This is a genomic window from Brevibacillus migulae, assembly GCF_004521915.1.
Classification (GTDB): Bacteria; Bacillota; Bacilli; order Brevibacillales; family Brevibacillaceae; genus Brevibacillus_F; species Brevibacillus_F migulae.
In genome coordinates, this window is the sequence record NZ_SDKD01000016.1 from 1 (window position 1) to 26,007 (window position 26,007).

The window sequence follows — 26,007 nt, forward strand, 5'->3', positions numbered from 1 at the left end:
TGTGAGAGGTCGGGGGTTAGTCACCCCCTCCTACTCGATTTGTCCTCTATTTAAAGCCACTCCAGCCAAATGGCAACATAAAGCATTGCGAGAATGCCGAGAATAATGACATCAAATGTCGTAGGAAAGATCACGGTGCGAGCGAATTGAAAGATGATCAAAGGCAGCAAGATTTGCTTGCAGCCATATTTGATCTTGAGATAAGTCGGGTTGTATTTCCAACGTGAACTCATGGTTATCACCTCGGTCCAATATATGCGAATTGGGAAAAGGCAGTGTCATTCATCGGAAGTTTGTTATAATTAAGAAGGATTACAATAATACAGATAAGGGAGTGAGGAACCATCCAACACAAAAACTTGTCGGCTGGTAAAATCGTCAAACGAGGTTTATTCATTACGCTGGGGGCAGCCCTCATGGCTGTCGGTTTGGAAATTTTTCTGGTGCCCAATCAGGTGATTGACGGTGGGATCACCGGTATCTCCATCATGCTGGCACATTTGACCAGCTTGCCTATCGGGATCTTCTTGCTGGGTCTCAATCTGCCGTTTCTGATCTTGGGGTACAAACAAATCGGGAAAACCTTTGCATTATCTACACTGTACGGTGTCACCGTCATGTCGATCGGCACGACGCTGTTGCATCCTGTGCAGAGCTTGACCCAAGAACCGCTCTTGGCCGCAGTATTCGGTGGCATTATCCTCGGAATCGGAGTCGGATTGGTCATCCGCTACGGAGGCTCGCTCGATGGGACAGAGATCGTCGCGATTCTGGTCAATAAGAAGACGCCTTTCTCTGTCGGTGAAGTGGTCATGTTTTTGAACATTTTTATCCTCGGCGGCGCAGGCTTCATTTTTGGCTGGGACAATGCCATGTACTCGCTGATTGCTTACTTCATTGCCTTTAAGATGATTGATATTACGGTTGAAGGTTTCAACGAATCGAAATCTGTCTGGATCATTAGTGATCAGCACAAAGAGATTGGAGACGCATTGCTTGCCCGTCTTGGCCGGGGCGTTACCTATTTGAATGGAGAAGGCGGCTATTCAGGGGACGACAAAAAAGTCATCTTTTGCGTAGTGACACGCCTGGAAGAAGCAAAACTGAAGCTGATCGTGGAAGAAACGGATCCAACTGCCTTTCTGGCGATAGGGACCATTCACGATGTAAAAGGCGGACGTTTCAAAAAAAGAGATATTCATTAACGTGGGAAACAATGAGGTTTGTATATAGATGATTACGGGTATTACATTGGGAGACAGAGGGTTAAGTGGGTGATGAAGTGGTTTTGGACGCATCCTTATATGCTTGCAGCGTGTTTGTCGCATGTTTGTTTTTGTTATCTTCGCGACATCTGATTACCTTTAAACGATGGTACGACTTTTCATTCTTATATGGCTTGGCTCTCCTTGCTTGGGGGCTGGGACACTTATTCGAGATGCATCCTGCTCCGCTCCTCCAATTTCTGTCTTCCCCCGTGACATTCCTGTTTTATTTGTTTTTGCTGCTGTCCTTTCACGCGTTTCCACTTTCTCCGCATCTGTACTACGATCGCTGGAAAACGACGTTTGATGTCGTGATCATTACGTCGATCTATCTGACGACTACGATCACCATCTGGAATCTGCCAGGGCATGCTTGGTGGTATATACACCTGCTTCATTTGCAAGGCTCTTTATTTATCTTAGGAAGAGCTTTTACGATTTTTATGGGAAACACGAAAAATTCCCAGCGTGATCATAACAATCTGTTGCTGATCAGTGCCGCTCTCTTTCTTTTGGTCGATGCCACGGGGCATGATGTATTCAAGCTTCCCATGCAAGCGGCGACAATCATCATTTTCATCATGATGCTGATCGGATTGCGAAAGATGGGCAAGCTCGGTGAAAGAGTCAATATTTTGGACGAGTATCTGTATTTTCATGAAAAGCTGAGCTTTCAAATTCGGGACGATCATGTCAACCGCTTCTATTTATTCGTGCTAGTGATCATTTTGCTGGTACTTCCGGAATGGTCGTCTTTCTATATGTGGGGGATGATTGCGTCCCTGCTGCTCTTGAGTGTACGGATATATCTGACGCGCCGTGCGAATAATGAGTCAATGAAGGAAATGTTTGGGCTGTCTCGCAGTCTGGAAAAACAATTCGAAGAAAATATGCATGAGATCAGGCAAAAGAATGACCATCTGTCCAACCTCCTCTCGGTAAAGCAAAGCTATGAAAAGCTCTTGATGGAGAGCAACCGGCAAAATATGCAGCAGATTGACTTCGAAAATTTGCATACGCTGATTGAAGAGATTGCGGACGTCTGGCATGACAACATGATCGGATTGGATTATCTGCGTATTTCGCTGCAGTCCAAAGAAGGTGACGATTATTACGAAATCGAGCGAGGCTGCCCCCAGGCCGCTGGCAAGTGGCAGCAGCGACCGTTTTCGCTGTCGATTAAAGTGGAAGAGCATATCGACACGCCTTATGTACCTGACCAGATTGTCATCGACGGGTTAACCAGCTCGTTCTTTCGAGAGGATACGGAGCTCGAGGATTCCTTTTTCAATTTGCTGGCCATTCATGTACGCGGCTTGATCCATCGTTGCTTGCAAAATCAGCAGGCACTGGAGCTGCGCTTGGTGGAGAAAGAGATGGAGCTGGCTGCCAGAATCCAGTTATCCCTGATACCGAAGGAGCGGCTGCGGATACCATCTCTCGAGGCGAAGGCCGTGTATCTCCCGGCGGCTTCGGTTGGCGGCGATTATGTCGATTATATTACGGTCCACGATCGTTACACTTGTTTTTTGGTCGCAGACGTAGCGGGTCACGGGATTCCAGCGAGTTTATTGACGAATGGACTGCGCAGCTATTTCCGTGCGGTCGTGCAAACCTATCAGAATCCGGATGATATTCTTACCCGATTGAATCAATTGTTGTATGAGGATCTTTCCCAAATTCGCTCGTATATTACGATGTTTGTAGCGGTTTACGACCAAGAGGAAAAGATCGTTCGCACCAGCCGTGCCGGACACCCGCAGCCATTTTATCTCTCGGCAACCAAGCAGACTCTGCTGCCATGTTCGAATGGCTTGGGCCTGGGTTTGCAGGAATCAGCACGCTATCGGCGAGATGAATGGCCTGTTGAGGAAGATTTCACCCTGATTATTTATACCGATGGCTTGATCGATCTGGGACGAAAAGAAGGAGCGATGACAGCAGACCAATGGCTGCAAAGATTCCATGCGGTTTCCTGTCAGCTCGCACCCGGAGACGAAGATCGGATCGCGGCAATCGAAAAAGAAGTAGGGAAACTGACAAAAACGAAACAACAGGAAGATGATCTCTCCTTACTAATCCTTTCTTTTTCAGCAGCAACGTGATGTAGAAACAGGAGGCAATGCGGATGCACGTATGTGGGAATTGTCCGGATAACCCCGATTGCCAGACATGTGTCGAACAGTTGGGCGTTGGACAAGCTGCTCGCAAGGTACTTCCCCCCCGGCCGATCAGTATCGTTCATTTGCTGACGGGGACAAAGGTGGAAGCGGAGCTGCGGGTAGTCAGTCGTTTGGTGCTGGGTGTATATGCTGAGACGGAGTGGAAGCCCGGCCGATATGAGTTAGAACTGGCTGCGGATTTTCGGATTATTGCCTCGACAGTTGGGGCGGTCCACAATGCGTCCTACATCGTCCTTGATATCGAGCAAGTTTTGCGCAAGGAAGATATGTTCGATCGCTTGCTGCTCGATGAATTCCACTCCTGGCAACTGTCGCAGGAGCTTCAACCCGAATGTTTGCTGACCAATGATGAGCAGAGCTTGGACAGCGAGCGCAAAGAGATGATCGTACAAGAGCTGAAGAGGCTCTCCATCCTGCGAAAACTTCGCGAAGTTCACATGTATGTATGGGAGCATGATTCGGTGAAACCCCTTGGCGAGAGTCAGATTGATCTGGTGGCGCAAGAGGAGATCAATCGGTTGGCACGGCAAGCGCTAAAAGAAAGAAGAGGGAAGCGCGAACAATCGCTGTCTGCAGCGAGAAAGCGCCTCTATGATTTGCATGTGTTCCCCTTTGATGACAATACGTGCGGGGTAGCGGTGATTGATATTACCGATGCGATCGCCATGGAGCGTGAGCGCAATCGACAGCAGTGGGAATTTTGCCGCGATGTCGTTGCCTTGGTTACAAAAGGCAAGCTCCAATTGATCGATGAGCAAGGGCTTTTTGAAGTGAAACGGCAAGGAGAGAGAAAGGTATCTTGCAAAATCGCCTGTTCAGCGGATTTGGGTGTATTGCGCAAGGCAATTCGGGAGCAGATTGCCCCGTTTGGGATATCGGGGAGCAGTGTTCTACATTTTACGGTTGCCGTCAATGAAGCGGCCACCAATGCACTGTCACATGCAGGTGGCGGAGTAGTAGAGGTGAATCTTTTACAAAAGGATGAATATTGCCGTATCATTGTAACGGATCATGGCAGAGGCATTTCGCTGGCGGATCTACCGAAAGCAGCGTTGCAGCCCGGGTTTTCCACCAATAATACATTGGGTCTGGGATTTCAGGTGATGCTACAGTATGCGGACATGATCTGGTTGCACAGTTCTTCAAAGGGGACTACAATCGTACTTGACTATGCCTTGCAAGCGAGGGTTGTCCAAAAAGAGGTTTAGGCTGACGCCAAACGGGTAGATATAGAGTATAGGGCGATCGCCAACGTGTGCGGGAGAGCACAAGGGGAAAGGAGCACTATCCATGGATTACCGAATTGAAGAAGAAAAGGATCATGCCATCATATATTTGGAAGGCGAATTGGACATGAGCGTCGGTGATAAACTAGGTGAGGTCATTCGCCAGTACGGGGAGCGCAATCAAGCAATTACACTCGATTTTCTCGGTGTAAGCTTCGTTGATTCTTCCGGGATCGGCAGTCTCTTTTATACAACCAAAGACCTTTTGGCAGCGGGCAAACAGATCGAAATCGTCAATATTCAAGAAGAGATCATGGATATCCTGCGCATCCTCGGATTTGCGGAAGCCTTGGGTGTGCCTTTGAAGCAGGTATAGTAGGGAAACGCCTATTTGACGAGGGGAAATTGCTCGTTTATAATAGCTGTTATACAAAAATATGTACAACACATGCAATGATTGGGAAGAGTAAACTTAGGAAGCCTTTGGCAGAGAGGGAGAATCAACGGGTGCGAGATTCTCTAAGGTGGATGAGTTGAAGGTCGCCCATGAGTAATTCTGGTGAACGAGAAGGGGATGATTTCCCTTTTCCAGTAGTTGGAATCGGTAAAAACGCCGTTATCGTTGATGAGTGAGCAGATCTCATGCGTTTTTGGCATAGGCTGCTAACAAAGGTGGTACCGCGAAGCAACTCCTTTCGTCCTTTGGATGAGGGAGTTTTTTTATTTATCTGCGAAAACATGTAGGAGGAATTGTGTATGTCCAATCAAACGACGCCAGACATCGACAGTCTGCTGCCGAAAAACTATGATCCGAAAGCAGCGGAATCCAAATGGTATCCGTACTGGATCGACAAGCAGTTTTTTAAAGCGGAGCGTGATCCGCAGAAAAAACCGTTCACCATCGTGATCCCGCCGCCGAACGTAACAGGGAAGTTGCATTTGGGACACGCACTGGACACAACCCTGCAGGATATCATTACCCGCGCGAAGCGGATGCAGGGCTACAGCACCCTTTTCCTGCCGGGGATGGACCATGCGGGGATTGCCACACAATCCCGTGTGGAAGCTACCCTGCGTGAAGAAGGGATTTCCCGTCACGATCTGGGACGGGAGAAATTCCTGGAAAAGGTATGGGAGTGGAAGCATATCTATGCCCACCACATCCGCGAGCAATGGGAAAAGCTTGGACTTGCGCTGGATTACTCCCGCGAGCGCTTTACGATGGACGAAGGGTTGTCCCGAGCAGTCCGTGAAGTATTTGTACGACTTTATGAAAAAGGCTTGATCTACCGCGGCAACCGGATTATCAACTGGGATCCGGCAGCACGCACAGCCTTGTCCGATATTGAAGTGATCTACAAGGAAGTAAAAGGCGCGTTGCATCATATGCGTTATCCGCTGGTGGACGGCACTGGCTATATCGAGGTAGCGACTACCCGTCCGGAGACCATGCTGGGGGATACAGCCGTAGCGGTGCATCCGGAAGACGAGCGCTACAAGCATCTGGTCGGGAAAATGGTCGTGCTGCCGATCACTGGCCGACACATCCCGATTGTAGCCGACGACTATGTCGACCCTGAGTTCGGATCCGGTGCGGTAAAAATCACACCTGCCCACGATCCAAATGATTTTGAGCTTGGTCTGCGCCACAACCTCCCGCAGATCGTCGTGATGGATGAATCCGGCACGATGAATGAGCAGGCTGGACCATACGCTGGTCTTGATCGCTTTGCCTGCCGCGCACAGATTATCAAGGATCTGACCGAGCAGGGCGTGATGTTCAAAATCGAGGAGCATATCCATCAGGTCGGACATAGCGAACGAAGCGATGCGGTGGTTGAGCCGTACTTGTCTACCCAATGGTTCGTCAAAATGCAGCCGCTCGCGGATGCAGCTTTGGCTAGCGCAGCAAGTGAAGACAGTGTGAAATTTGTGCCGGAGCGGTTCAAAAACAACTATTTGCGCTGGATCGAAAATATCCGCGACTGGTGTATTTCCCGCCAACTCTGGTGGGGACACCGTATTCCAGCATGGTATTGCCAGGATTGCGGAGAAGAGATCGTATCGCGCACCGATATAAGCGAGTGCCCGAAATGCCACAGCCACAAGCTGGAGCAGGACAATGACGTATTGGATACCTGGTTCAGCTCAGGTCTCTGGCCGTTCTCTACACTGGGCTGGCCGGAGGAAACGGAAGACATGAAATACTTCTATCCCACCAATGTGCTGGTTACCGGTTATGACATCATTTTCTTCTGGGTGGCCCGCATGATTTTCTCCGGACTTGAATTTACCGGGCAAAATCCATTTGAAAATGTGCTGATACACGGCATCATCCGTGACTCCGAGGGGCGCAAAATGTCCAAGTCGCTGGGCAATGGTGTCGATCCGATGGAAGTCATCGAAAAATATGGGGCAGATGCTCTCCGCTTCACACTGGCAACCGGAAATTCGCCAGGGAACGATCAGCGCTTCTATTGGGAGAAGGTCGAGTCCAACCGCAACTTTGCCAATAAGATCTGGAACGCTTCCCGCTTTGCCCTGATGAACCTGGAAGGCTTTGCTTACGAGGACATTGATTTAAACGGAACGTTGTCCGCACCGGATAAATGGATTCTCTCCCGTCTGCAATCCACGATTGCGGATGTGACACGCCTCATGGACACGTTTGAATTCGGGGAAGCGGGACGCATCCTGTATAACTTCATCTGGGATGATCTGTGCGACTGGTACATCGAGATGGCGAAGCTCGCTCTCTATGGTACAGACGCGGCAGCGAAGAAAACCACCCAATCTGTCTTGGTGACCGTGCTGGATCAGACGCTTCGCCTGCTCCATCCGTTCATGCCATTTATTACCGAGGAAATATGGCAGGCGCTTCCACATCAAGGAGAAAGCATCACGGTAGCTGCATGGCCGCAGGTGCAAGAGTCGCTGGTTAACCCGGAAGCGGAGGCGGAGATGGCGCTGTATACGGAAATCATCCGCAGTGTGCGAAATATCCGGGCTGAGGTAAATGTACCGATGTCTAAAAAAATCGAGCTGCTGATCAAGGCTTCCGATGCGGAAAGCTTGGCACGCCTGAAACGAGGCGAAGAGTATATCGTTCGCTTCTGCAATCCGGAACGCCTAGAGATTGCCGCCGATTTGACACCGCCGGATAAAGCGATGTCCGCCGTGATAACCGGGGCAGAAATCTTCTTGCCGCTCGCAGGGCTGATCGATATTGAGCAGGAGCTCAAGCGTCTGGAAAAAGAAGTGGAAACCCTGAATTTTGAAGTAGAGCGTATCGAGAAGAAGTTGAACAATCAAGGCTTTGTGGCGAAAGCTCCAGCCAAAGTCATCGATGAGGAAAAAGCGAAGCTCGCCGACTATGCCCAAAAACGGGAAAAAGTACTGGCTCGCTTGGCTGAGCTAAAAGGGTAACGAGTAGGCCCCACCTGAAAAATCGGGTGGGGAGTCCTCTCAGATAAGAAGGCAATCTCTATGAGCTGGCCACAATATACCAGTCATAAGATGGTGATAGGAGTCATACGGTATGAGAGCAGAAAGTTTTTCCACCTATGATGAAGCACTGGAATGGTTGCACAGCCTGCTTCGATTCGGTGTAAAGCCGGGGCTGGACCGCATGCAATGGATTCTTGAGCAGTTGCAGCATCCGGAACGGACACTTGCCTTTGTGCATGTGGCGGGAACGAATGGAAAAGGTTCCGTAGTCACTTATTTGGCCCATATGCTGCGAGAAGCAGGTTATAACACGGGTGAATTTACTTCCCCTTATATTGCTGATTTTCGGGAACGCATCCGTTACAACGGAGAGTGGATTCCCCAGGAAGATTTACTGACACTCGTTAATGAGCTGAAGCCTTTAGTAGAACGCTGCGAGCAGGAGACCCAGTATGGGGCTCCCACGGAGTTTGAAGTGATCACCCTCTTGGCGATTCTGTATTTTGCCCGTGTGGTTCGTCCGGCGGTGGTACTCTGGGAAACGGGTCTGGGAGGCCGCCTGGATTCCACCAACATTGTTTTCCCGCTAGTTTCAGTGATCACGAGCATCGGTTTGGATCATACCGAAGTATTAGGGCCCACTATAGCCGATATTGCCAAAGAAAAAGCGGGCATTATCAAGCCGGGAGTGCCGGTAGTGGTGGGAGATCTCCAGCCAGAAGCGTTTGATGTGATCAGTCAGGTGGCGCATAGCAAAAAAGCGTCGATCTACAGAAGCGGTGAGCAGTTTCAAGCAGAGACGCTCGAGGAGCAGTTGGGCAAGAAGCAAATCCGCTATGCAAGTATTTTTCGACGGTCGGAAGCGACGTATCAGCTGCAGATGAACGGGGTGCACCAGACGGCAAATGCAGCTGTTGCCTTGATGACGCTTGATTTGCTGAAAGAGTATTTCTCCTTTTTGGTGGAGGAAGAAGAGATTGCCAGAGGTTTGCAAAAAACCAGCTGGCTGGGACGGTTGGAAACATTCGTCCATACCCCGGTCATTTTATTAGATGGGGCCCATAATGTTGAAGGTATGACAGCGCTTGTACAGAGCGTGGAACAACTTCTCCCCAGCACGAAGCGTGTCCATTTGCTGATGGCGGCTCTCAGTGACAAGCCGCTTCCCCAGATGGTGGAAAAATGGCATTCGCTTGGGGAGCGGTTGGCCACGGTATTTGTCACGTCATTTGATTTTCCGCGTGCAGCCCCCATGGACAGCTTGACGGAGATCTGGCGTTTGAGTGGGCTGGAACCCGGGAGGATAAGCCCGGTTCCTGATTGGCGCTCCTTTTTGCGCGCTTGGATCGAAAATAAGGCGATGCATGAAGACGATTGGTTGATCGTCTGTGGGTCGCTCTACTTCGTTTCTGAAGTGCGTTCAACCTTATCCATAATCGTAGAAGGGGCAGGTGAATAGGGTGGATCATGGACAACACGTCCACTTTGTGGGCATAGGTGGTTATGGAATGAGCGCCATCGCCCGCGTCTTGGTCGACCTTGGCTATAAAGTAACGGGCTCAGACGTGGCAGCAAATGATCTCACGAAAAAGCTGGAAGCACGCGGGGCAGTGGTCTATATCGGTCATGACGCAGCTCATCTGGATGGGGCGCAGATCGTGGTGTATTCGACGAGCATCCCGAAGGAAAATGAAGAAATCCAAGCGGCGATCGCCAAAGGTTTGCCGGTGCTGCACCGTTCGCAAATGCTGGCGCGGATTCTCAATGAGCGCAAAGGTGTTGCCGTAGCGGGGGCGCATGGGAAAACGACGACGACGTCGATGATCGCGCATGTCTTGGAGGAATGCAAGGTAGATCCGACATATATCATTGGCGGTGAGCTGATGAATGCGGGGACTAATGCCAAGGCCGGGAAAAGCGATTACGTGATCGCTGAAGCGGATGAAAGCGATGGTTCCTTTCTGGAATACCGCCCGTTGCTGGCCATTGTGACCAACATCGAGCCGGATCATCTGGAGCATTTTGACGGCAATTTTGCCAATTTAAAAAAGGCGTATGCACAGTTTCTCAGCCATGTCAGAGAGGACGGGAAGGCTGTACTCTGCTTGGATGACGAGCATGTGCGTGAGCTGATTCCACAGGTAAACCGAAGCATTGTGACTTATGGCATCAGTCCAGAATATGCCGGCCAGGCCGAATACCGCGCGACCCAAATCGAAATGGGCGATCGCCGGACCCGTTGTGAAATCTGGCATCGCGAGCAGCTGCTGGGTGAGCTGGTCCTGCATGTTCCGGGCAAGCACAATATTGCCAATGCTTTGGCGGCTGCGATCGTTTGCTTGGAAGCGGGCTTGCCGTTTGCTGAAATCGCCCAAGCATTGTCCACCTTCCGCGGGGCAAAGCGTCGTTTTCAGATCATCGGGGATGTGAAAGATATTTTAGTCGTCGATGACTATGCGCATCATCCTACAGAAATCGTAGCGACTCTGCAGGGAGCAAAAGCCAGCGGCCGTCGGGTCATCGCCATTTTTCAGCCGCAGCGCTACACGCGCACCTACTTTTTGATGGATGAGTTCAGCCGCGCTTTTTCCGAGGCGGATGAAGTGATCATTACTGATATTTATTCTCCTGCAGGGGAAAAGAAAATCGAGGGTGTGAGCTCGGAAGTGTTGGTCGAAAAGATCCGCACGAACAGCCATCCGCGTGCGCAATACATTCCGACGAAGGAACAAGTCCAGGAGCATCTGATCGAGAGAATTCGCCCGGGAGACATGGTCCTGACGATGGGAGCCGGCGATATTTGGAAGTCGGCGTATTGGTTGGCGGAACGATTAGTGAAATAATAGGAAGCATAACGAAGAAAGAGGTATAGCGAACACTGCTATACCTCTTTTTGCTGCTAAGGCTTGGTGAAGCCGAGTTCTCCAATATGTGTGGCTTCGAATGAAATGTTTCTTAGATGTTACATGCCAGTGAATTACGTTGATGATTGAAGTCTGCCTTCTTGTTTTTTCCCAAAAGAAAAGCTGACGATCGCCGCCACCAACCCGAGTGTGACCATGAAGCTTCCCATCCATGGATTATAAAGGGGTGTGGAAGTCACGTTAACCATGATTCCTCCCATGCCAGCACCAGCCGCTAAACCCAGATGAATAATCGATGTATTCAAACTAAGAATGAGATTGGACGACTGAGGAGCTTGCTGAATAAAGTATGTCTGGATGGCAGGACCAGTCACAAACATGGAGAATAGCGTAACACAGATCAATAGCACTCCCAGCACGAAATGATCAGAAAACAACGGCAGCAGCGCTAATGCGGATACATTTACGACAATGCTTACCGTGATCATTCGCTCGGCACCCCATTTATCGACACCATACCCTCCTATACGCGAACCGATTGTGCCGACAATTCCAAGTACGAGCATGATCATACTGAGGTGGGAGGCATTCAAATGAAGAATGTCTTTGATAAATGGTGTAAGATAAGTAATCAGGATTGAATTACCTGATTCCCTGAAAAAGGTGAGAAACAAGCCACTCACGATCACAAAACTTCCCAGCACCTTCAATTGCTGTTGAAAAGACACCGGTGCATCCCCATCGATCTTCGGCAAAAATCGGTAAATGACAAATGTGATGACAAGACTGAGTAAGCCTAACGTGATAAAAATGGCTTGCCAGCTCAACCAGGTGGTAATGGCTATCCCGATTGGTACACCCAGGATCAATGCACTGCTAAACCCGAGAACAATCGTGCTGATCGCACTGCCAAGTTTTTCGGGGGGCACCAATTTCGCAACCGTACCGAACGCGACAACAAGATAGACGCCTGAACTTACACCGAGAATCACCCGGGAAACCATTAATATCGAGATATCCGAACTGCTAAAAGAAACCAAGCAACCCAGCATAAACATCATCAATGAACCAATCAATACGTTTCTGCGCTCCATGCGTGACGTGAGTGATACCAGGATGGGCGTTCCGATAGCAAAAGCAATGGAATAAGTGCTGATCAATTGTCCGGCAAGGGCGATGGATATGGCAAAGTGTTTGGCAATGACGTGAAGAATGCCGGAGACAACCAACTCGGAGGTCGCGGTGATAAAAACACCGAGCGTAAGAAGATAAATGGCCAATCGATTTACCTGATTCATAGGTTTCATTCCTTTCTTGGTTGATAAGAATTTATAAAATTCTCATCGACATAAGAGCAACTAAGCTCCGCCAAAGACTTGGCGTAGCCAAGTTTTTCTAAATCTTCTTGAGATCCCTTTAAAGGAATCATAAATACATAGCGGAAATAATGTAAGAAGGCAAAGTATTTGGATATTATCCAAGTAAATTGACTAAATAACAAAAAGTAAGTAGGTGAGTCGTTTGGAACCTGCGAAAGAAGAGGGACAGAGTTTCCCCAACATTTGCTCCGTGCTGCAAATACTTGGAGCTAAATGGGCATTTTTGGTGATCGCTGAGTTATCAAGAGGGCCGAAACGATTTAAACAGCTCCATCGAGATGTAGCCATCATCAAAACCCAATCATTAACGGATACGCTTCGGCACTTAGAGCAAAATGGAATTGTTCTGAGGCAAGTGTTCCCTACAGTACCGGTAACAGTTGAATACTCATTGACAGAGAAGGGCGTGGATTTTCTTAGTGCGCTTAAGGAGATGGAGAGATGGGCCGAAAGATGGGGGAAGCAACCATAGCAAAAAGAAAAAAGGTGCCTCGAGAAATCTCGAAATGGCACCTTCCATTCCTGTATCAGAAAGTATAAGCTTCACGACAAATCTTCATTTTAAGCAAAGTTTTGATCGACCTTTTCACCCTTCTTGCTCTCCCATTTTGTAATGACAATGGCTGCCAGAGAGTTTCCGGTAACATTTACAACTGTCCGCGCCATATCAAGGATACGGTCAATACCTGCAATGAAGGCGAGTCCTTCAAGCGGGATTCCCACACTTCCAAGAGTCGCGAGAAGAACAACAAAGGAAACACCCGGAACACCGGCAATACCTTTGGATGTTACCATCAATACAAGCATCAATGTGATCTGCTGACCGATACTCATATGAACCCCGTACATCTGCGCGATAAACATGGCTGCGATCGCTTGGTAGAGCGTGGATCCATCAAGGTTAAATGAATAGCCGGTTGGAATGACGAAGGATGTGATTGCCTTAGGGCAGCCCAGTTTCTCCATTTTTTCCATGATTTTAGGAAGCACGGATTCGGAGCTGGCGGTTGAGAACGCCAATATGAGTTCATCTTTTAAATACTTGAGTAGTTTAAAAATATTCGCTCCAACCAGTTTTGCTGTAATGCCGAATACGACAACTACAAAGAAAATCATCGAACCATACACAACCAGGACCAGTTTACCGAGTGGTATTAAAGAAGATAACCCGAATTTGGAAACCGTCACGCCAATCAAGGCGAATACTCCAATGGGTGCCAGCCTCATGATCTGGTTCGTCACATAAAACATCGCATCCGCGGTTCCTTTAAAGAATTGGATAACCGGTTTACCTTTTTCACCGATCGCCGCTACTCCCAATCCAAACATGACGGAGAAGAAAATGATCGCGAGCATGTTCCCATCGGCTAAGGATTGAATGATGTTCGTAGGGACGATATTCACGAAGGTATCGACCATCGAATGTGACCCTGACGTTTCCGTTGTCTGTACATACGATTGAATATCGGTTTTCGCAAGATGGGTGCGGTCTACTCCCGTTCCCGGATGGAAAATGTTTGCCGCCAACAACCCGATCGCGATGGCGATGGTAGTGATGATTTCAAAATAGAGGAGGGTTTTCCCGCCCAATCTTCCTAATGACTTCATATCGCCTGTCCCAGCAACACCAACAATCAAGCTGGAAATAACGATGGGGATCACAATCATTTTGATCAAGCGGATGAACGTATCTCCGATTGGCTTCAAGTATTCAGCGACGTGGGGATTTCCGTAAAAAATCCCACCAACGGCAATACCGAGAGCCAAACCTATTAAAATTTGCCAAGCCAGTCCCATTCTTTTCATGATGTCAACTCCTTGCTTCTGTATTTTCCATAAAATCCATTTTATAATTTTTTAATCAATATAAACAATAGATAATATAGATTAAAATATTCTTTTTCTGACATCGTTATTGTAATAGAAATTAGCCTGGCTGTGATCAAGAAATATCTGTATTTCGCATGAATCGGTGATTCATATGGAATCGAGGATGAGAAGAAGAGCGCTGCTTTTGTTCTTTTTAAAAGGAGATGGGATGGAATTATGAGCCTTTTCTACTATGCAGCTGCAAGTCGTGAGCTTCCCACGGGCTCGTTTGGACAACAATATACGGTTATGACCATATCGGATTACAGTAGGAAAGTGAATCCAGCCGCAAAGGATCAATTCCCTATGCAAGTCTTATTAGAGAAATATCCACAAGGAGATAAGCTTATGGAGATTTACGTGACAGAAGTGGATGCAGCAGGCATCTCTATAGCCGATCCCATCTCTACCCAAGAGACCCGGCATCTGTTTACACAACCATTTGTTTATCAAGTGTACCCCGAGTTCGGTTCGTTTCGGATGACCGAAGAAATGAAACAGACTCACCCGATCCAATACCAGTGCAGCAAAAAATGCTTATCGGAACTATTCGATTATCTTCGCCGGAACATGGAAGCGGGTGAAGAGATAGAGCTCTACTCCTGCTGGGCCAATGAGCATCAGAGATTCCCGGATACACCAAAAAAGGAACTCGAACTTTTACTTCAACTCTCTGCCTTTCAATTGAAAGATGAATTCGAGTGGAAAGAGCGCCAATTGATCCGAGTAATAAAGTAAGCTAATGTAACTGGAGATGTTTCCCATTGAAGAATGGTGTAGTACAATTGGAAGCTAGTTACATAAATGTGCATTCGTACAAGCTGTATGGAGAGCCGATCGTATACAGCGCGGCCGGGAGTGATTTTTTGACGGGGAGGCTTCATTTTTATGAAGGTGAGACATGTGCGTGAATCTGACTACATTCCAGTCATATCCGTCGTCAATGATTGGTGGGGCGGCCGGCATATGGCTGACATGCTGCCGAAACTATTTTTTCAGCATATTCAAGACACTAGTTATATAGCTGAACAGGATGGTCAACTCATTGGCTTCTTGATCGGCTTTGTCTCACAAACATATCCGACCGAAGCATACATTCACTTTATTGGTGTACATCCGGACTATCGGAAGGACGGGGTTGCCAAATCGCTGTACCGGATGTTTTTTGACAAGGTGCAGGCAAAGGGTTGTAAAGTCGTTCGTTGCGTCACATCACCGGTTAATAAAACTTCGATTGCTTTTCACACGCGGATGGGGTTCCAAATCGAAGAAGGGAATGGAGAGGTTGATGGTGTGCCAGTAACCCGAAACTATGATGGGAAAGGTCAAGATCGAGTCTTGTTTGCCAAAGAATTGGGATAAGTGTCCTCGACAACATCGAATAGAAGGTTTCATTGTGCTACTACATAGCTGGAGGCGGAAAAAATGGAACAGATTGTTCAACTGAAAAATGGATTGAAAATGAATGTACATTATGAAAAAGCACAAGGGCCAACAGTGCTGTTCCTCCATTTTAGCGGAGGGACCTTGCAGATGTGGAACGGAGTCATCCCGCTTTTTGAAAACGAATATCAGATCGTAGCGCCGGATATTCGCGGTCATGGAAAATCAGATAAGCCGCAGTCGGGCTATCATATTGATGTTATGGCAAACGATCTCTACCTGCTTCTGCAGGAGCTGAATATCGCGAAATGTCACATCGTAGGCAGTTCCATGGGGGCAGAAGTAGGGCTAAGCCTTGCTGCCGCTCATCCGGACATGGTCGAATCCCTCGTGTGTGAAGGTGCGATTTATAATGAATTCGGGGAATATGGATTGTTCAAGGGGAGCGAGCAGGAAATCGAGGCGGAAAAAGAGAGGCGCCGCATTCAATTGAAAGAAAGAACACTAGCAATTTATCAAACCAAATCCGCCTATATCGAAGAAACATCGAAAGCGTACATAGAGCATGGACATTGGAACGAGCATTTCCAGACTTACATAGAAAGCACCGCAGCCGAGACGGCAGAAGGGACTTATACCAATCATTTTCAGAACGTTGTCAGATCGGAATATATTCAAAAGTATTGGGAACTTCGTTTCGAAGACTACTATAAAAAGGTTCGCTGTCCTGTCCTATTTCTTCCGAGCGAAAAAGAATGGGAAGATGAAAAAATCAGAGAGAGCCTGACCGCTTTCGCAAGTTTTCTGGAGTCTTACGAGATAATCCATATCAAAGAGTCCGCACATGCGTTTGTCTGGCTGGATCAACCGCGGAACGCCGGAGAAGTCGTGAAAGATTTTATCCAAAAGCACACGGGAGCATGGGGCGGAGATAGGTAACCCGAGAAGAGAGGCGCAATCGTGCAAACATTCGTGTTTTCCATCATCCTTTTCCTCCTTGGCCTGTTTTTCGGCTCTTTTTACACCATGGTCGGCCACCGCGTTCCGAAAAAGGATTCCATCCTTCACGCTCGGCCGCATTGCCCGAGCTGCAAAAGCCGCTTGCGTCCAGCTGAGTTGATCCCGATCTTCTCTTTCCTAAAAGGGAGGGGAAAATGCAAAGGCTGCGGTACTCCCATCCCACCGCTCTATCCCATCATGGAGGGACTCACGGGTATCAGTTTTCTTTTGGTCTTTCTGCAATACGCTTGGACGTGGGAAACAGTATGCGGATTGCTGTTCGTTTCCTTGCTGATTATCATTACGGTATCGGATCTCGAGTATCAGCTGATCCCGAACAAAGTGCTGCTTCCTTTCATGCTGCTCTTCCTCATCCTGCGCTTCATCCATCCTTATGGAGAAACAAGCTATGAGGGGCACCTGATTGGGATGGCGGCGGGCTTTCTTTTCTTTTTGGTTCTGGCTGTCATTAGCCGAGGTGGCGTAGGGGGAGGGGACGTCAAGCTGTTTGCGGTGATCGGTCTTTTTTTGCCGCCAGCCTTATTGGTATTGACGATCTTCTTTTCGTCGGCCATGGGAGCCTTCTTTGGTCTTTTCCAGTGGATACGCGGACGAGCATCGCGCACGACGATGATTCCGTTCGGCCCATTTATCGCATTGGGAGCGGTGACAGCTTACGTGTACGGAAGAGCACTGCTAATCTGGTATTTCACTCTGAACGGATAACGAATACAATCCCTTGGACACTTGCGGAAAGCGGGATGGTCGGCGCAAACAGCAATTTGCGTTGCCAACCGCTTTTTTGCTGCAAAGAAATTTCGATTAAATGGAAGAGGTTTCATTCAGGTAGAAAAAGGGAAATGTGTATAAGTACAAGAGAAAAGAGGGAAATTCGACGAAGCAATTGGTGGTGCAAAAGATGAGACTGCGGATTAAAACCGTTCTTTTTACTGGGATCGTCTTACTTGTGTTATTTTCCGTACTGCTGATCATGGCACGTACATATTTGTTTCAAAATTATGAGGAGTATGAAAAGGGGAGACTGGAATCCCATCTCCAGCGAGTGCTTTCGTTCCTGAAAGACGATTTGGACGACCTGGCTGCACAGGCCACGGATTATTCGGCATGGGACGATACCGTAACGTATGTGAAAGAGGGCAATTTTTCGGATCAGCACCCGTATATTTTCCGCAATTATTTAACGGATACATTTCTGCAGAATCAATTGGACTTTATTGTCATTTTAAACGGAGAAGGAAAAGTTGCTTTCGCCAAGTCGTACGATTTTAAGATTGGCGAATTGGTGCCCATGGAAAAAAACATGCTGGAGACAATTCTCTCCCATCAGGAAGCGCTTCGTTCGTTACAGTTTCCGAATGATTATGTAAAAGGCTTGGACATGGTGAATGGGAAACCGTTTCTTGTAGCCTATCGACCGATCGTAGACAGCCTCTTTCAAGGACCGGTCGAGGGGACGCTTGTTTTCGGCCGATTTTTGGATGAACGCAAAATAAAAGAACTATCGGAGCTGCTCAAGCTTCATGTCACGTTCAGTCCGATCTCGGCGAAAAAAGAAATTCTTTCTGAAACGAAACAGATCAATCTCGATCTCGTTCCAGAGCTGAAACGGATTCCCGCCTATATGGAAGCGGACGGCGAAGAGTATATCTATGGAAACGTCATCCTGGAAGATCTTTGGGCCAAGCCCAGTACAGTATTGACGGTCAAGATGGAGCGCGGAATCTATCAACAAGGAAAAACAACAATCTGGTCCTTTCTTTCTATGGTGCTGCTTCTCGGGAGCATCTTTGCCGTACTTGGCTGGTTTTTAGTGGACAAGACGGTTATCCGGCGATTGCTGCATTTGAAAGAACGGATGGACTATGTACAGCATACACAGGACTTGCTGACACGTGTAGCGATTACGGGCAAGGATGAAATATCCTCGCTGGAGCAAGGGTTTAATGAAATGATTGAAAAAGTAGCGATTGCGCATGACGAAATACTTAAACTTGCCATGCAGGATCCCCTGACGCTGCTGCCGAATCGCTTGATGTTTCGTGAATATCTCAACGAATCGATCGAACGGGCAAAGGAGACGGGAGAAAGAGTCGCAGTCGTGTTTATCGATTTGGACAGGTTCAAATACATTAATGATACACTGGGACATGAATCAGGCGATGAGCTGCTCGTACAGGTAGCCAATCGTTTGCAAAAGCTGATAAACGGGGGAGATCACTTCGTTTCGCGATTAGGCGGGGATGAGTTTACGATTGTGATTCCGGGCTTGAGTAACGAGGCAAAGGCGCTGCCATTGTTGAATGAGCTGCGGGAATTGCTCGCAGAATCCTATCAGGTGGGGGACCATCTTTTGACCGTCACCGCGAGTATTGGTGCGAGCTTCTACCCGAGTGACGGTCTGAACGGCTTAGAGTTGGTGAAACATGCGGATATTGCCATGTATCAAGCGAAAGAAGCAGGAAAAAACAATGTTCAGATGTTCGCAGCTTCCATGAAGCAGCAGTATAAGAGAAAGATGGAGCTTGAGAAAGAGCTGCGAAACGCGATTGAGGAAGGTCAGTTTGCACTGGTCTATCAACCGAAGCTTCAGCTGCAAAGCGAAAAAATCATTGGGATGGAAGCACTTGTACGCTGGGATCATCCGGAAAAAGGGAGAATCAGTCCCGCTGAGTTTATTCCGCTTGCTGAGGAGACCGGTTTGATTGTTCCTTTGGGAAAATGGGTGCTTAACCAGGCATGCTGGCAAAATAAGCAATGGCAGGAACAAGGTTTTGCCCCGCTCGTTGTCTCGGTCAATGTATCGGGGATTCAGTTCACCCAGTCTGACTTGGTAGATACGGTTCGAGAGGTATTGCAGGAAACGGGCATGGACGCCTCCTTGTTGGAACTGGAGATTACAGAAACCGTATTGATGAAAGAGATCGAGAAGATGAGCAAGATCATGGAGGAGATCCGATCGCTGGGCGTCAACATTTCGATCGATGATTTTGGGACAGGGTTCTGTTCGTTGCTCTACCTCAAGAAGCTGCCGGTCAATACGTTAAAGATGGACAAGGCTTTCATCGACGACATTGAAAATGAACAAGATATACGAGTGATTGAATCTTCCATCATAACCCTTGCGAAGGGATTGAACCTGGAGGTATTGGCGGAAGGAGTAGAAACCTGGCAGCAGTACAACGCATTAAAAAAGATAGGCTGTGACTATATCCAAGGGTATTTGTTCAGCAAGCCGCTTCCGCCGGACGAATTTTTTCAATTGTTTCGCCATTCTCGATACGAGAGTGAATAGAAAAGAGAGCTAGATTTTGGACAAATTGTCATAACCTCTTTTGCCCGTACGTATGCTAGAACCAAGAGAATGTACGGAGGAGGAGGTTTTTTTGTGGAAAAGAACGGAACAGCAAGAATCTCTATTAAATTGACGCCAAACGGTCGCGAAAAGCCAAAGCAGCAGTCGGCGCCAAAAGAAACGACGCCGATTCAGAGTGTCCTGAAAGAACCGTTGTTAACGGAGCCAGTCAGCAAGAAAGAGATTGTCCAACCAGAGTTTGTCGGAAAAGAAGAAAGCGCCATTGATCGCCTGCAAGAGATTCGTCAGCGAAATGCGGCAGATGTTCCTATGGAAAAAGACGTAAGAGAAACGATGGATGAACAGCGATGGCTGCCGGAATCCCAAGAACGGGAATTAGATCCGGCGGAGCCTGATGCCGATTTGATTCATTTACCTGCGCGCCGGAAAAGCCGATCCGTCTTTTTCAACAGCCGCCCTTTTGCCTGGCTGATTTCTGCGGTAAGCGCCGTTGCAATCGGGTTGGTTTTTGGCTTTTTAGTGCTGGCTGTATTTACCCAAGATCAGCTAAATAGTTCTTATCGTTCAGTGGTGGGAGAAACATTCCAATCCGTCATTCCAGCGCCATCCTCCGCGCTGCCTGCAGAGACTGAGGTTTCGGGTTCGGGCACAGCGGAAAATCAAGCTGCTCCAGAACAAACAGACCCGACTGCGCCGATGTCCTTGCAGCTCCCGGAAACAAGGCTCTTTATGGCCCAGGTAGGTGCCTTCACAGACAAGGAATCGGCACAGGTTGCCATCGACTCGTTGGTGAAAAAGGGCTACCCTCATTTCTTGCATGAAGAAGCAGGCACTTTTTATTTATTTACCGCAACAACTTCCAATCGGGATGATATTCTCGGCCTGGCAAGCTCATTTAAAGGGAATGGCATGGATGTGTATGTAAAAGAACTGACATTGCCGGGTTTGCAGAAAATGATTGAGCTGCGCAGTGCAGCCGGTTCTCCGGGAAGCATTGATCAGACGAAAATCGGCGCCTTCTTTGAAAACGGCGTGCAGCTGTCCAATATCATGGCGAATTGGACCGGCCGATTCTTGAGCAATCCAGGTGCGACAAAGCTCACGGCTGAGGATGAACAAGCCATAAAGGAATTGCATCGCAAGTTTCTCGATGCCAGCACGGCCATTCAGACAGCTGCCCCGCCAGAGTGGCAAGACCACATTACCGGGATGATCAACGGATTGAACCAAGCCGTCGCGGCGATCAACCAAACAAAATCGGCCGTTGCGGCAGGAAAGCAGGCAAATGCACAATCCCATGCCTGGCAGGTACAGACAGGGGTGATCAGTTATCTGGAGCATTATGCGCTCTGGGTAGGGGAGCAAAATTCATAAAAATATCCCTGATTGAGGCAGCAAATGAGGCAGGTTTATCACACAAACTTTCTTGCGTGATTAATCTGTCTTTTTATACATTTACAACAAGCGTTTCGGGGATTGTGTCGCCCTTTCCCATTTGCTACACTTAAGTTTGGTAACTTTACAGAGAGCCTGCTGAAAAGCCATTGAATTTCCGTTACAAGAAAATCAGCCAGGCGCTTTCGAGACAAGGGATGGGGAGCATGAAAGGGAAAGAGACCTTGACGTTCATAGTGATCCTTTTGGCAGGGACACTATTTGGGAGTATCATCGGTGACATACTGGGTCCATGGCTGCCTTTCTTGAAGGTTGCGAAGACAATGACCTGGTCCCCAGCCGCTGATCTGGAAATTATCAAGTACGATTTGAACTTTCAGGTAAAACTAAACCTGGCGAGTATTGGCGGGTTAGCACTTGCATTTTGGATTTACCGTAAAATCAAGTAAAGTTGCGAATGAGTGAATAGAAGAAGTAGGAGAGAATGAAATGATACAGACAACCATACCTGTTATTCTGGCTTCCTCTTCACCACGACGCCGTGAACTGTTGCAAGGATTGGGAATCCCTTTTACCGTGCAAAGCAGCGATGTGGATGAGTCGACCTCCCCAGATTTATCACCACAACAGATTGTAGAAAGTCTCGCTCAGCGAAAAGCGCGTGAAGTAGCCAAAGACGTCAACGATGGGCTGGTGATTGGAGCGGACACGATCGTGGTTCTGGACGGAAAGGTGCTGGGCAAGCCCCGTGACGAAGCAGATGCTTTTCAGATGCTACAATCACTGCAAGGGAGAGAGCATACGGTCTACAGTGGTGTGACCATCGTGGATGTGAAAACTGGACGAGAGGAAGTGTCCCATCGTTCGACCAAAGTCCGCATACGTTCCTTGACCGAGCAAGAAATAAATGCTTATATTGCCACCAAAGAACCGATGGACAAAGCCGGCTCCTACGCGATCCAAGGGATTGGCGCGACCATTGTCGACAGCATTGATGGCGATTATTTCACGGTTGTAGGCTTGCCGTTAAACCTGTTGGCAGGCATGCTTTCGCGCTTTGGCGTGCAAATTTTATAGCGGTACGCTTTGTTGCTTCCCAGATTGTCCCCCTGTTGGCTATCCGCTTTTGACAGACGGTCATGCAAAAAAGGGAGGCAATCGAATATGTCGGCGACAAATTGTAACAAAATAAGAGGAAATCACGTCCCTATATATGAACGTCCACGCGAAAGAATGCTTGCATACGGGAGTGCCGCTTTAGCCGATGCCGAATTGCTCGCCATTCTTTTGCGGACAGGTACCGAAGAAGAGTCTGCCTATCAGCTAGCACAGCGTTTGCTCTTTCACTTCGAAGATTTGCGCGGACTTTCCGAAGCGACGCAAGAGGAGTTGACAGCCTTGCGTGGGATCGGACCTGTAAAAGCAGCTGAGCTGCGTGCTGCTTTTGAGTTGGGAAAAAGACTGTCTAGCAAAGGAAAATTCCAGCAAAAAGCAATCCGTTTGCCTCGTGATGTAGCTGAAATCATGATCCCTGAAATGAGAGATCTGAAACAGGAACATTTTGTTTGCTTGTTTTTGAACACAAAAAACCGCATTATTGGTAAGCAGACCATTTTTGTGGGGAGTTTGGATGCGTCTATTGTGCATCCGCGTGAGGTTTTCAAAGAAGCGATCAAGCGAAGCAGTGCGGCAGTGATTTGCTTACATAATCACCCCAGTGGCGATCCTACGCCAAGTCGTGAAGATATTGAGGTAACCCGTACCTTGCGCCAAGCGGGGGAAGTAGTGGGCATCTCTGTGCTGGATCACGTGATCATAGGGGACGATCGGTACATCAGTTTAAAAGAAGCAGGGTATATGTAAAGTAACGCAATAACAACCAGAAAATGGACTACAAGTCGGATGCGTGCAGCTTTTTGTTTGTCGCTGGTCAGCCAGCCGACAAAAGATCAGCTGTGGGACTAACGGAAGGAGATTTTTTCTATGTTCGGAGGCTTTTCACGTGACATGGGTATTGACCTTGGCACGGCAAACACACTTGTTTATGTAAAAGGAAAAGGGATCGTCGTTCGGGAACCGTCAGTGGTGGCGATCCGTACAGATACAAATACCATTGAAGCAGTCGGGAATGCTGCGAAAAGCATGATCGGCCGTACTCCTGGAAATATCGTGGCTGTCAGACCGATGAAGGACGGCGTGATCGCAGATTTTGAGACTACTGCTACGATGATGCGCTATTTCATCCGTCAGGCACAAAAAAACCAAGGGATGTTTAGCCGCCGTCCCAACGTGATGGTATGTGTGCCGTCGGGGATTACTGCGGTGGAGAAGCGGGCGGTAGAGGACGCTACCAAGCAAGCAGGGGCCAAGGAAGCCTACACCATTGAGGAACCGTTTGCGGCAGCCATCGGGGCAGACCTACCTGTATGGGAGCCGACCGGCAGCATGGTTGTGGACATCGGTGGAGGGACGACGGAGGTCGCCATCATCTCATTGGGAGGAATCGTGACCGCGCGTTCGCTGCGGACAGCTGGGGATGAGATGGATGAGGCCATTATCCAATATATCAAACGCCGCTATAATCTGATGATCGGGGAGCGTACGGCAGAAACGCTGAAGCTGGAGATTGGTTCGGCGATTGCTCCGGAAGATGGCGAGGCGGTCGATATTCGCGGACGTGACCTCGTGTCCGGTCTGCCAAAAACCATTTCGGTGACGAGCCAGGAGATTGCGGAAGCTTTATCGGAGACGGTCACCGCCATCATCGAGACCGTGAAAATCACGCTGGAGAAAAGTCCGCCAGAGCTTGCGGCCGATATCATGGACCGTGGGATTGTACTCACAGGGGGCGGGGCGCTGCTGCGCAATCTGGACCGCCTATTAAGCAAAGAAACGGGTATGCCAGTTCACGTCGCAGAAAATGCACTGGATTGCGTCGCGATCGGCACGGGTCGCGCCTTGGAGAATCTGCATCTGTTCAAATCGAAACACGGCATTACTTCTTCCCGCTCAAAACGCGGCAGATAACGTGGAGGAATCGGCATGTCGTTCTTTGGAAACAAACGGCTGATTATCGTGCTAGTCGGCCTGGTATTATTAATTACCGTCATGGGATTTACCTCGAGAGAGCGCGAGAATCTTACATGGCCGGAAATGTTTACAAAAGACGTATTTAGCGTGGTGCAGGGCATTTTTTATCGCCCTGCTCAGGCTTTTTCCGGCTTTATTCAGGATGTGAAGTCGGCTTATAACGTATATGAGGAAAATCGGGCATTGAAGGCGAGCGTGGACCAATACGCTCAGGTCTCTTCTGAATTAAGTATTTTACAAGAGGAAAACGAACGATTGCGGGAACAGCTGCAAGCAAAATCACAGCTGCATGATTTTCAGCTTCGTTTTGCGGAGGTTGTTGCTCGTAACGCGGATCAATGGAACAACGTATTAACCATTGACAAAGGATTGCAGCACGGAATTAAAAAAGATATGGCTGTCATCACATCGCGAGGCTTGATTGGACGAATCGAATCCGTGTCCAATTTCTCTTCCACGGTCGAACTGCTCACTGATATTGAACGCAGCAACCATATCTCCGCCAGAATCTATCCTTTGACTGCAGTTGGCGGTAAAACGGCGCAAGCTCCACAAACCGGACAAACGCCTCAAGTCGGACAAACGCCGCAAACCGGGCAGTCACCGCAAACTGGTCAGACGCCACCACAAGCTGGTCAGCCTCAGCAATCTACACAGCAGCCGGTTGACGGAGTAATTGAGGAATATGATCCGCAGCAAAGACTTCTAATTATGCGCAAAATTCCAGTGGGTGCGAAGATTGTGCCGAATCAGCCAGTCATTACTTCCGGACTCGGCGGTGTTGTTCCGCGTGGACTCCCGATTGGCTATGTCGCCAAGGTACAGCCAGATGTATTGGGCCTGACGCAGACAGCCTATATCCAGACCAGCGCAGATTTTTCCCAAATCAATGAGGTGTTTGTGGTCGAACGTTCCTTTGTGGTAACGCCGGATGGGCAATTGGTACCATCCACGCAAACAAACGGTTCGGGGCAAACGACTGCACCGGGGACTACGGGAACGCCAGCGACCAGCAGCGGGGGAGGTCAATGATGCCTCGGCTCTTTTTAACATTGACACTTTTGCTGCTTTTTTTATTGGAAGGAACGATCCTGCAGGTGGTGTCACCAACCGCATGGGGACTGCCATGGCAGGCAGTGCCCCGCTTTGCGCTTGTTGGGGCCATTTTGGTTTCGTTCTTTTTAGGTAGGCGGGAAGGGCTTTACTATGGACTCGGGATCGGATTTCTTCAGGATATCCTGTATGGGCACATCATTGGCGTTTATTCCCTGACCATGATGGTTGCCTGCTATTTCGCCGGCCTTGTGGTTCTGCTGTTTCAACGGAATTTGGCGGTTGTCTTTGTGACGGTTTGCTTGGTGCTTTTTGGGCATGAATGGCTTTTGTACAGTTTATACCGGTTGTTTTCGACATCCCCTGTTGATGTACAATGGGTGATAAGCAATCAAATTCTGCCCAGCGTCGGATGTAATTTTGTGTTCGCTGTCCTGATTTATTTGCCGCTTTCACGTCTATGTGAAGCGGTTGATTTGCGAAAAAGCGCCCGGCACGAATAGCAGGGGGGAGATTCGGC

At 48.5% G+C, this 26,007-nt stretch carries 23 protein-coding genes and 1 other annotated feature; of the genes, 20 read left to right on the forward strand and 3 right to left on the reverse strand.

The features are described from left to right. Positions 1–50: 50 nt before the first annotated feature. Entirely contained in the window at positions 51–233 is a 183-nt protein-coding gene (locus tag EIZ37_RS17410) for a hypothetical protein (protein ID WP_134686048.1), read from the reverse strand. Between the two features lie 111 nt (positions 234–344). On the opposite strand from EIZ37_RS17410, the gene EIZ37_RS17415 reads away from it, so the two are divergent. The 7 genes from EIZ37_RS17415 (at position 345) to murC (ending at position 10,964) form a co-directional block, all read left to right on the forward strand. Then, a complete protein-coding gene (locus EIZ37_RS17415; RefSeq protein WP_235828093.1) occupies positions 345–1,205 on the forward strand; it encodes a YitT family protein in 861 nt (286 codons plus the stop codon). Positions 1,206–1,270: 65 nt separating this feature from the next. Next, positions 1,271–3,370, forward strand: a complete 2,100-nt coding sequence (locus EIZ37_RS17420; RefSeq protein WP_134686050.1) for a PP2C family protein-serine/threonine phosphatase — start codon at positions 1,271–1,273, stop codon at positions 3,368–3,370. Between the two features lie 23 nt (positions 3,371–3,393). Next, entirely contained in the window at positions 3,394–4,656 is a 1,263-nt protein-coding gene (locus EIZ37_RS17425; RefSeq protein WP_167568969.1) for an ATP-binding protein, read from the forward strand. Positions 4,657–4,738: 82 nt separating this feature from the next. Further along, positions 4,739–5,050 (forward strand): STAS domain-containing protein, encoded by a 312-nt coding sequence (locus EIZ37_RS17430; RefSeq protein ID WP_134686052.1) that lies wholly within the window; start codon positions 4,739–4,741, stop codon positions 5,048–5,050. A 68-nt stretch (positions 5,051–5,118) separates the two neighbouring features. Beyond that, positions 5,119–5,380 (forward strand) — a binding site (T-box leader). A 50-nt stretch (positions 5,381–5,430) separates the two neighbouring features. After that, on the forward strand, positions 5,431–8,100 hold the full coding sequence (locus tag EIZ37_RS17435; protein ID WP_134686053.1) for a valine--tRNA ligase: 2,670 nt from the start codon (positions 5,431–5,433) through the stop codon (positions 8,098–8,100). Between the two features lie 112 nt (positions 8,101–8,212). Next, positions 8,213–9,580 (forward strand): bifunctional folylpolyglutamate synthase/dihydrofolate synthase, encoded by a 1,368-nt coding sequence (locus EIZ37_RS17440; protein ID WP_134686054.1) that lies wholly within the window; start codon positions 8,213–8,215, stop codon positions 9,578–9,580. Position 9,581: 1 nt separating this feature from the next. After that, the gene (gene murC, locus EIZ37_RS17445) at positions 9,582–10,964 is read left to right on the forward strand and encodes a UDP-N-acetylmuramate--L-alanine ligase (protein WP_134686055.1); all 1,383 of its coding nucleotides are present in this window, start codon (positions 9,582–9,584) and stop codon (positions 10,962–10,964) included. A 134-nt stretch (positions 10,965–11,098) separates the two neighbouring features. Here murC and EIZ37_RS17450 read toward each other — a convergent pair whose 3' ends face one another. Beyond that, positions 11,099–12,283, reverse strand: coding sequence for an MFS transporter (locus tag EIZ37_RS17450; RefSeq protein ID WP_134686056.1), 1,185 nt, complete (start codon positions 12,281–12,283; stop codon positions 11,099–11,101). A gap of 223 nt (positions 12,284–12,506) precedes the next feature. Here EIZ37_RS17450 and EIZ37_RS17455 point away from each other — a divergent pair, with 223 nt between their 5' ends. Beyond that, positions 12,507–12,836, forward strand: coding sequence for a winged helix-turn-helix transcriptional regulator (locus EIZ37_RS17455; RefSeq protein ID WP_134686057.1), 330 nt, complete (start codon positions 12,507–12,509; stop codon positions 12,834–12,836). 89 nt (positions 12,837–12,925) lie between these two features. Here the strand turns inward: EIZ37_RS17455 and EIZ37_RS17460 are convergent, their stop codons facing one another. Beyond that, on the reverse strand, positions 12,926–14,170 hold the full coding sequence (locus EIZ37_RS17460; RefSeq protein ID WP_134686058.1) for a cation:dicarboxylate symporter family transporter: 1,245 nt from the start codon (positions 14,168–14,170) through the stop codon (positions 12,926–12,928). 411 nt (positions 14,171–14,581) lie between these two features. On the opposite strand from EIZ37_RS17460, the gene EIZ37_RS17465 reads away from it, so the two are divergent. The 12 genes from EIZ37_RS17465 (at position 14,582) to mreD (ending at position 25,990) form a co-directional block, all read left to right on the forward strand. Then, positions 14,582–14,971: a hypothetical protein gene (locus tag EIZ37_RS17465; RefSeq protein WP_134686059.1), complete on the forward strand. Its 390-nt coding sequence runs from the start codon at positions 14,582–14,584 to the stop codon at positions 14,969–14,971. Positions 14,972–15,121: 150 nt separating this feature from the next. Beyond that, positions 15,122–15,595 (forward strand): GNAT family N-acetyltransferase, encoded by a 474-nt coding sequence (locus EIZ37_RS17470; RefSeq protein WP_134686060.1) that lies wholly within the window; start codon positions 15,122–15,124, stop codon positions 15,593–15,595. 63 nt (positions 15,596–15,658) lie between these two features. Further along, the gene (locus EIZ37_RS17475) at positions 15,659–16,555 is read left to right on the forward strand and encodes an alpha/beta fold hydrolase (RefSeq protein ID WP_134686061.1); all 897 of its coding nucleotides are present in this window, start codon (positions 15,659–15,661) and stop codon (positions 16,553–16,555) included. Positions 16,556–16,576: 21 nt separating this feature from the next. Continuing rightward, a complete protein-coding gene (locus tag EIZ37_RS17480) occupies positions 16,577–17,341 on the forward strand; it encodes a prepilin peptidase (protein ID WP_235828087.1) in 765 nt (254 codons plus the stop codon). A 193-nt stretch (positions 17,342–17,534) separates the two neighbouring features. Further along, positions 17,535–19,928, forward strand: coding sequence for a bifunctional diguanylate cyclase/phosphodiesterase (locus tag EIZ37_RS17485; RefSeq protein ID WP_134686062.1), 2,394 nt, complete (start codon positions 17,535–17,537; stop codon positions 19,926–19,928). 93 nt (positions 19,929–20,021) lie between these two features. Next, positions 20,022–21,323 carry an SPOR domain-containing protein gene (locus EIZ37_RS17490; protein WP_134686063.1) on the forward strand — a complete coding sequence of 434 codons (1,302 nt, stop codon included), beginning with the start codon at positions 20,022–20,024 and terminating at the stop codon, positions 21,321–21,323. Positions 21,324–21,550: 227 nt separating this feature from the next. Beyond that, positions 21,551–21,793 (forward strand): DUF4321 domain-containing protein, encoded by a 243-nt coding sequence (locus tag EIZ37_RS17495; protein WP_134686064.1) that lies wholly within the window; start codon positions 21,551–21,553, stop codon positions 21,791–21,793. Positions 21,794–21,833: 40 nt separating this feature from the next. Further along, positions 21,834–22,421 carry a Maf family protein gene (locus EIZ37_RS17500; protein WP_134686065.1) on the forward strand — a complete coding sequence of 196 codons (588 nt, stop codon included), beginning with the start codon at positions 21,834–21,836 and terminating at the stop codon, positions 22,419–22,421. Positions 22,422–22,508: 87 nt separating this feature from the next. Next, positions 22,509–23,207, forward strand: coding sequence for a RadC family protein (radC, locus tag EIZ37_RS17505; RefSeq protein WP_134686066.1), 699 nt, complete (start codon positions 22,509–22,511; stop codon positions 23,205–23,207). A gap of 120 nt (positions 23,208–23,327) precedes the next feature. After that, positions 23,328–24,371, forward strand: coding sequence for a rod shape-determining protein (locus tag EIZ37_RS17510; protein WP_134686067.1), 1,044 nt, complete (start codon positions 23,328–23,330; stop codon positions 24,369–24,371). Between the two features lie 15 nt (positions 24,372–24,386). Continuing rightward, on the forward strand, positions 24,387–25,466 hold the full coding sequence (mreC, locus tag EIZ37_RS17515; protein WP_134686068.1) for a rod shape-determining protein MreC: 1,080 nt from the start codon (positions 24,387–24,389) through the stop codon (positions 25,464–25,466). Then, positions 25,463–25,990, forward strand: a complete 528-nt coding sequence (gene mreD, locus EIZ37_RS17520; protein ID WP_235828088.1) for a rod shape-determining protein MreD — start codon at positions 25,463–25,465, stop codon at positions 25,988–25,990. Before mreC ends, mreD begins: the two co-directional genes overlap by 4 nt. Positions 25,991–26,007 lie beyond the last annotated feature (17 nt).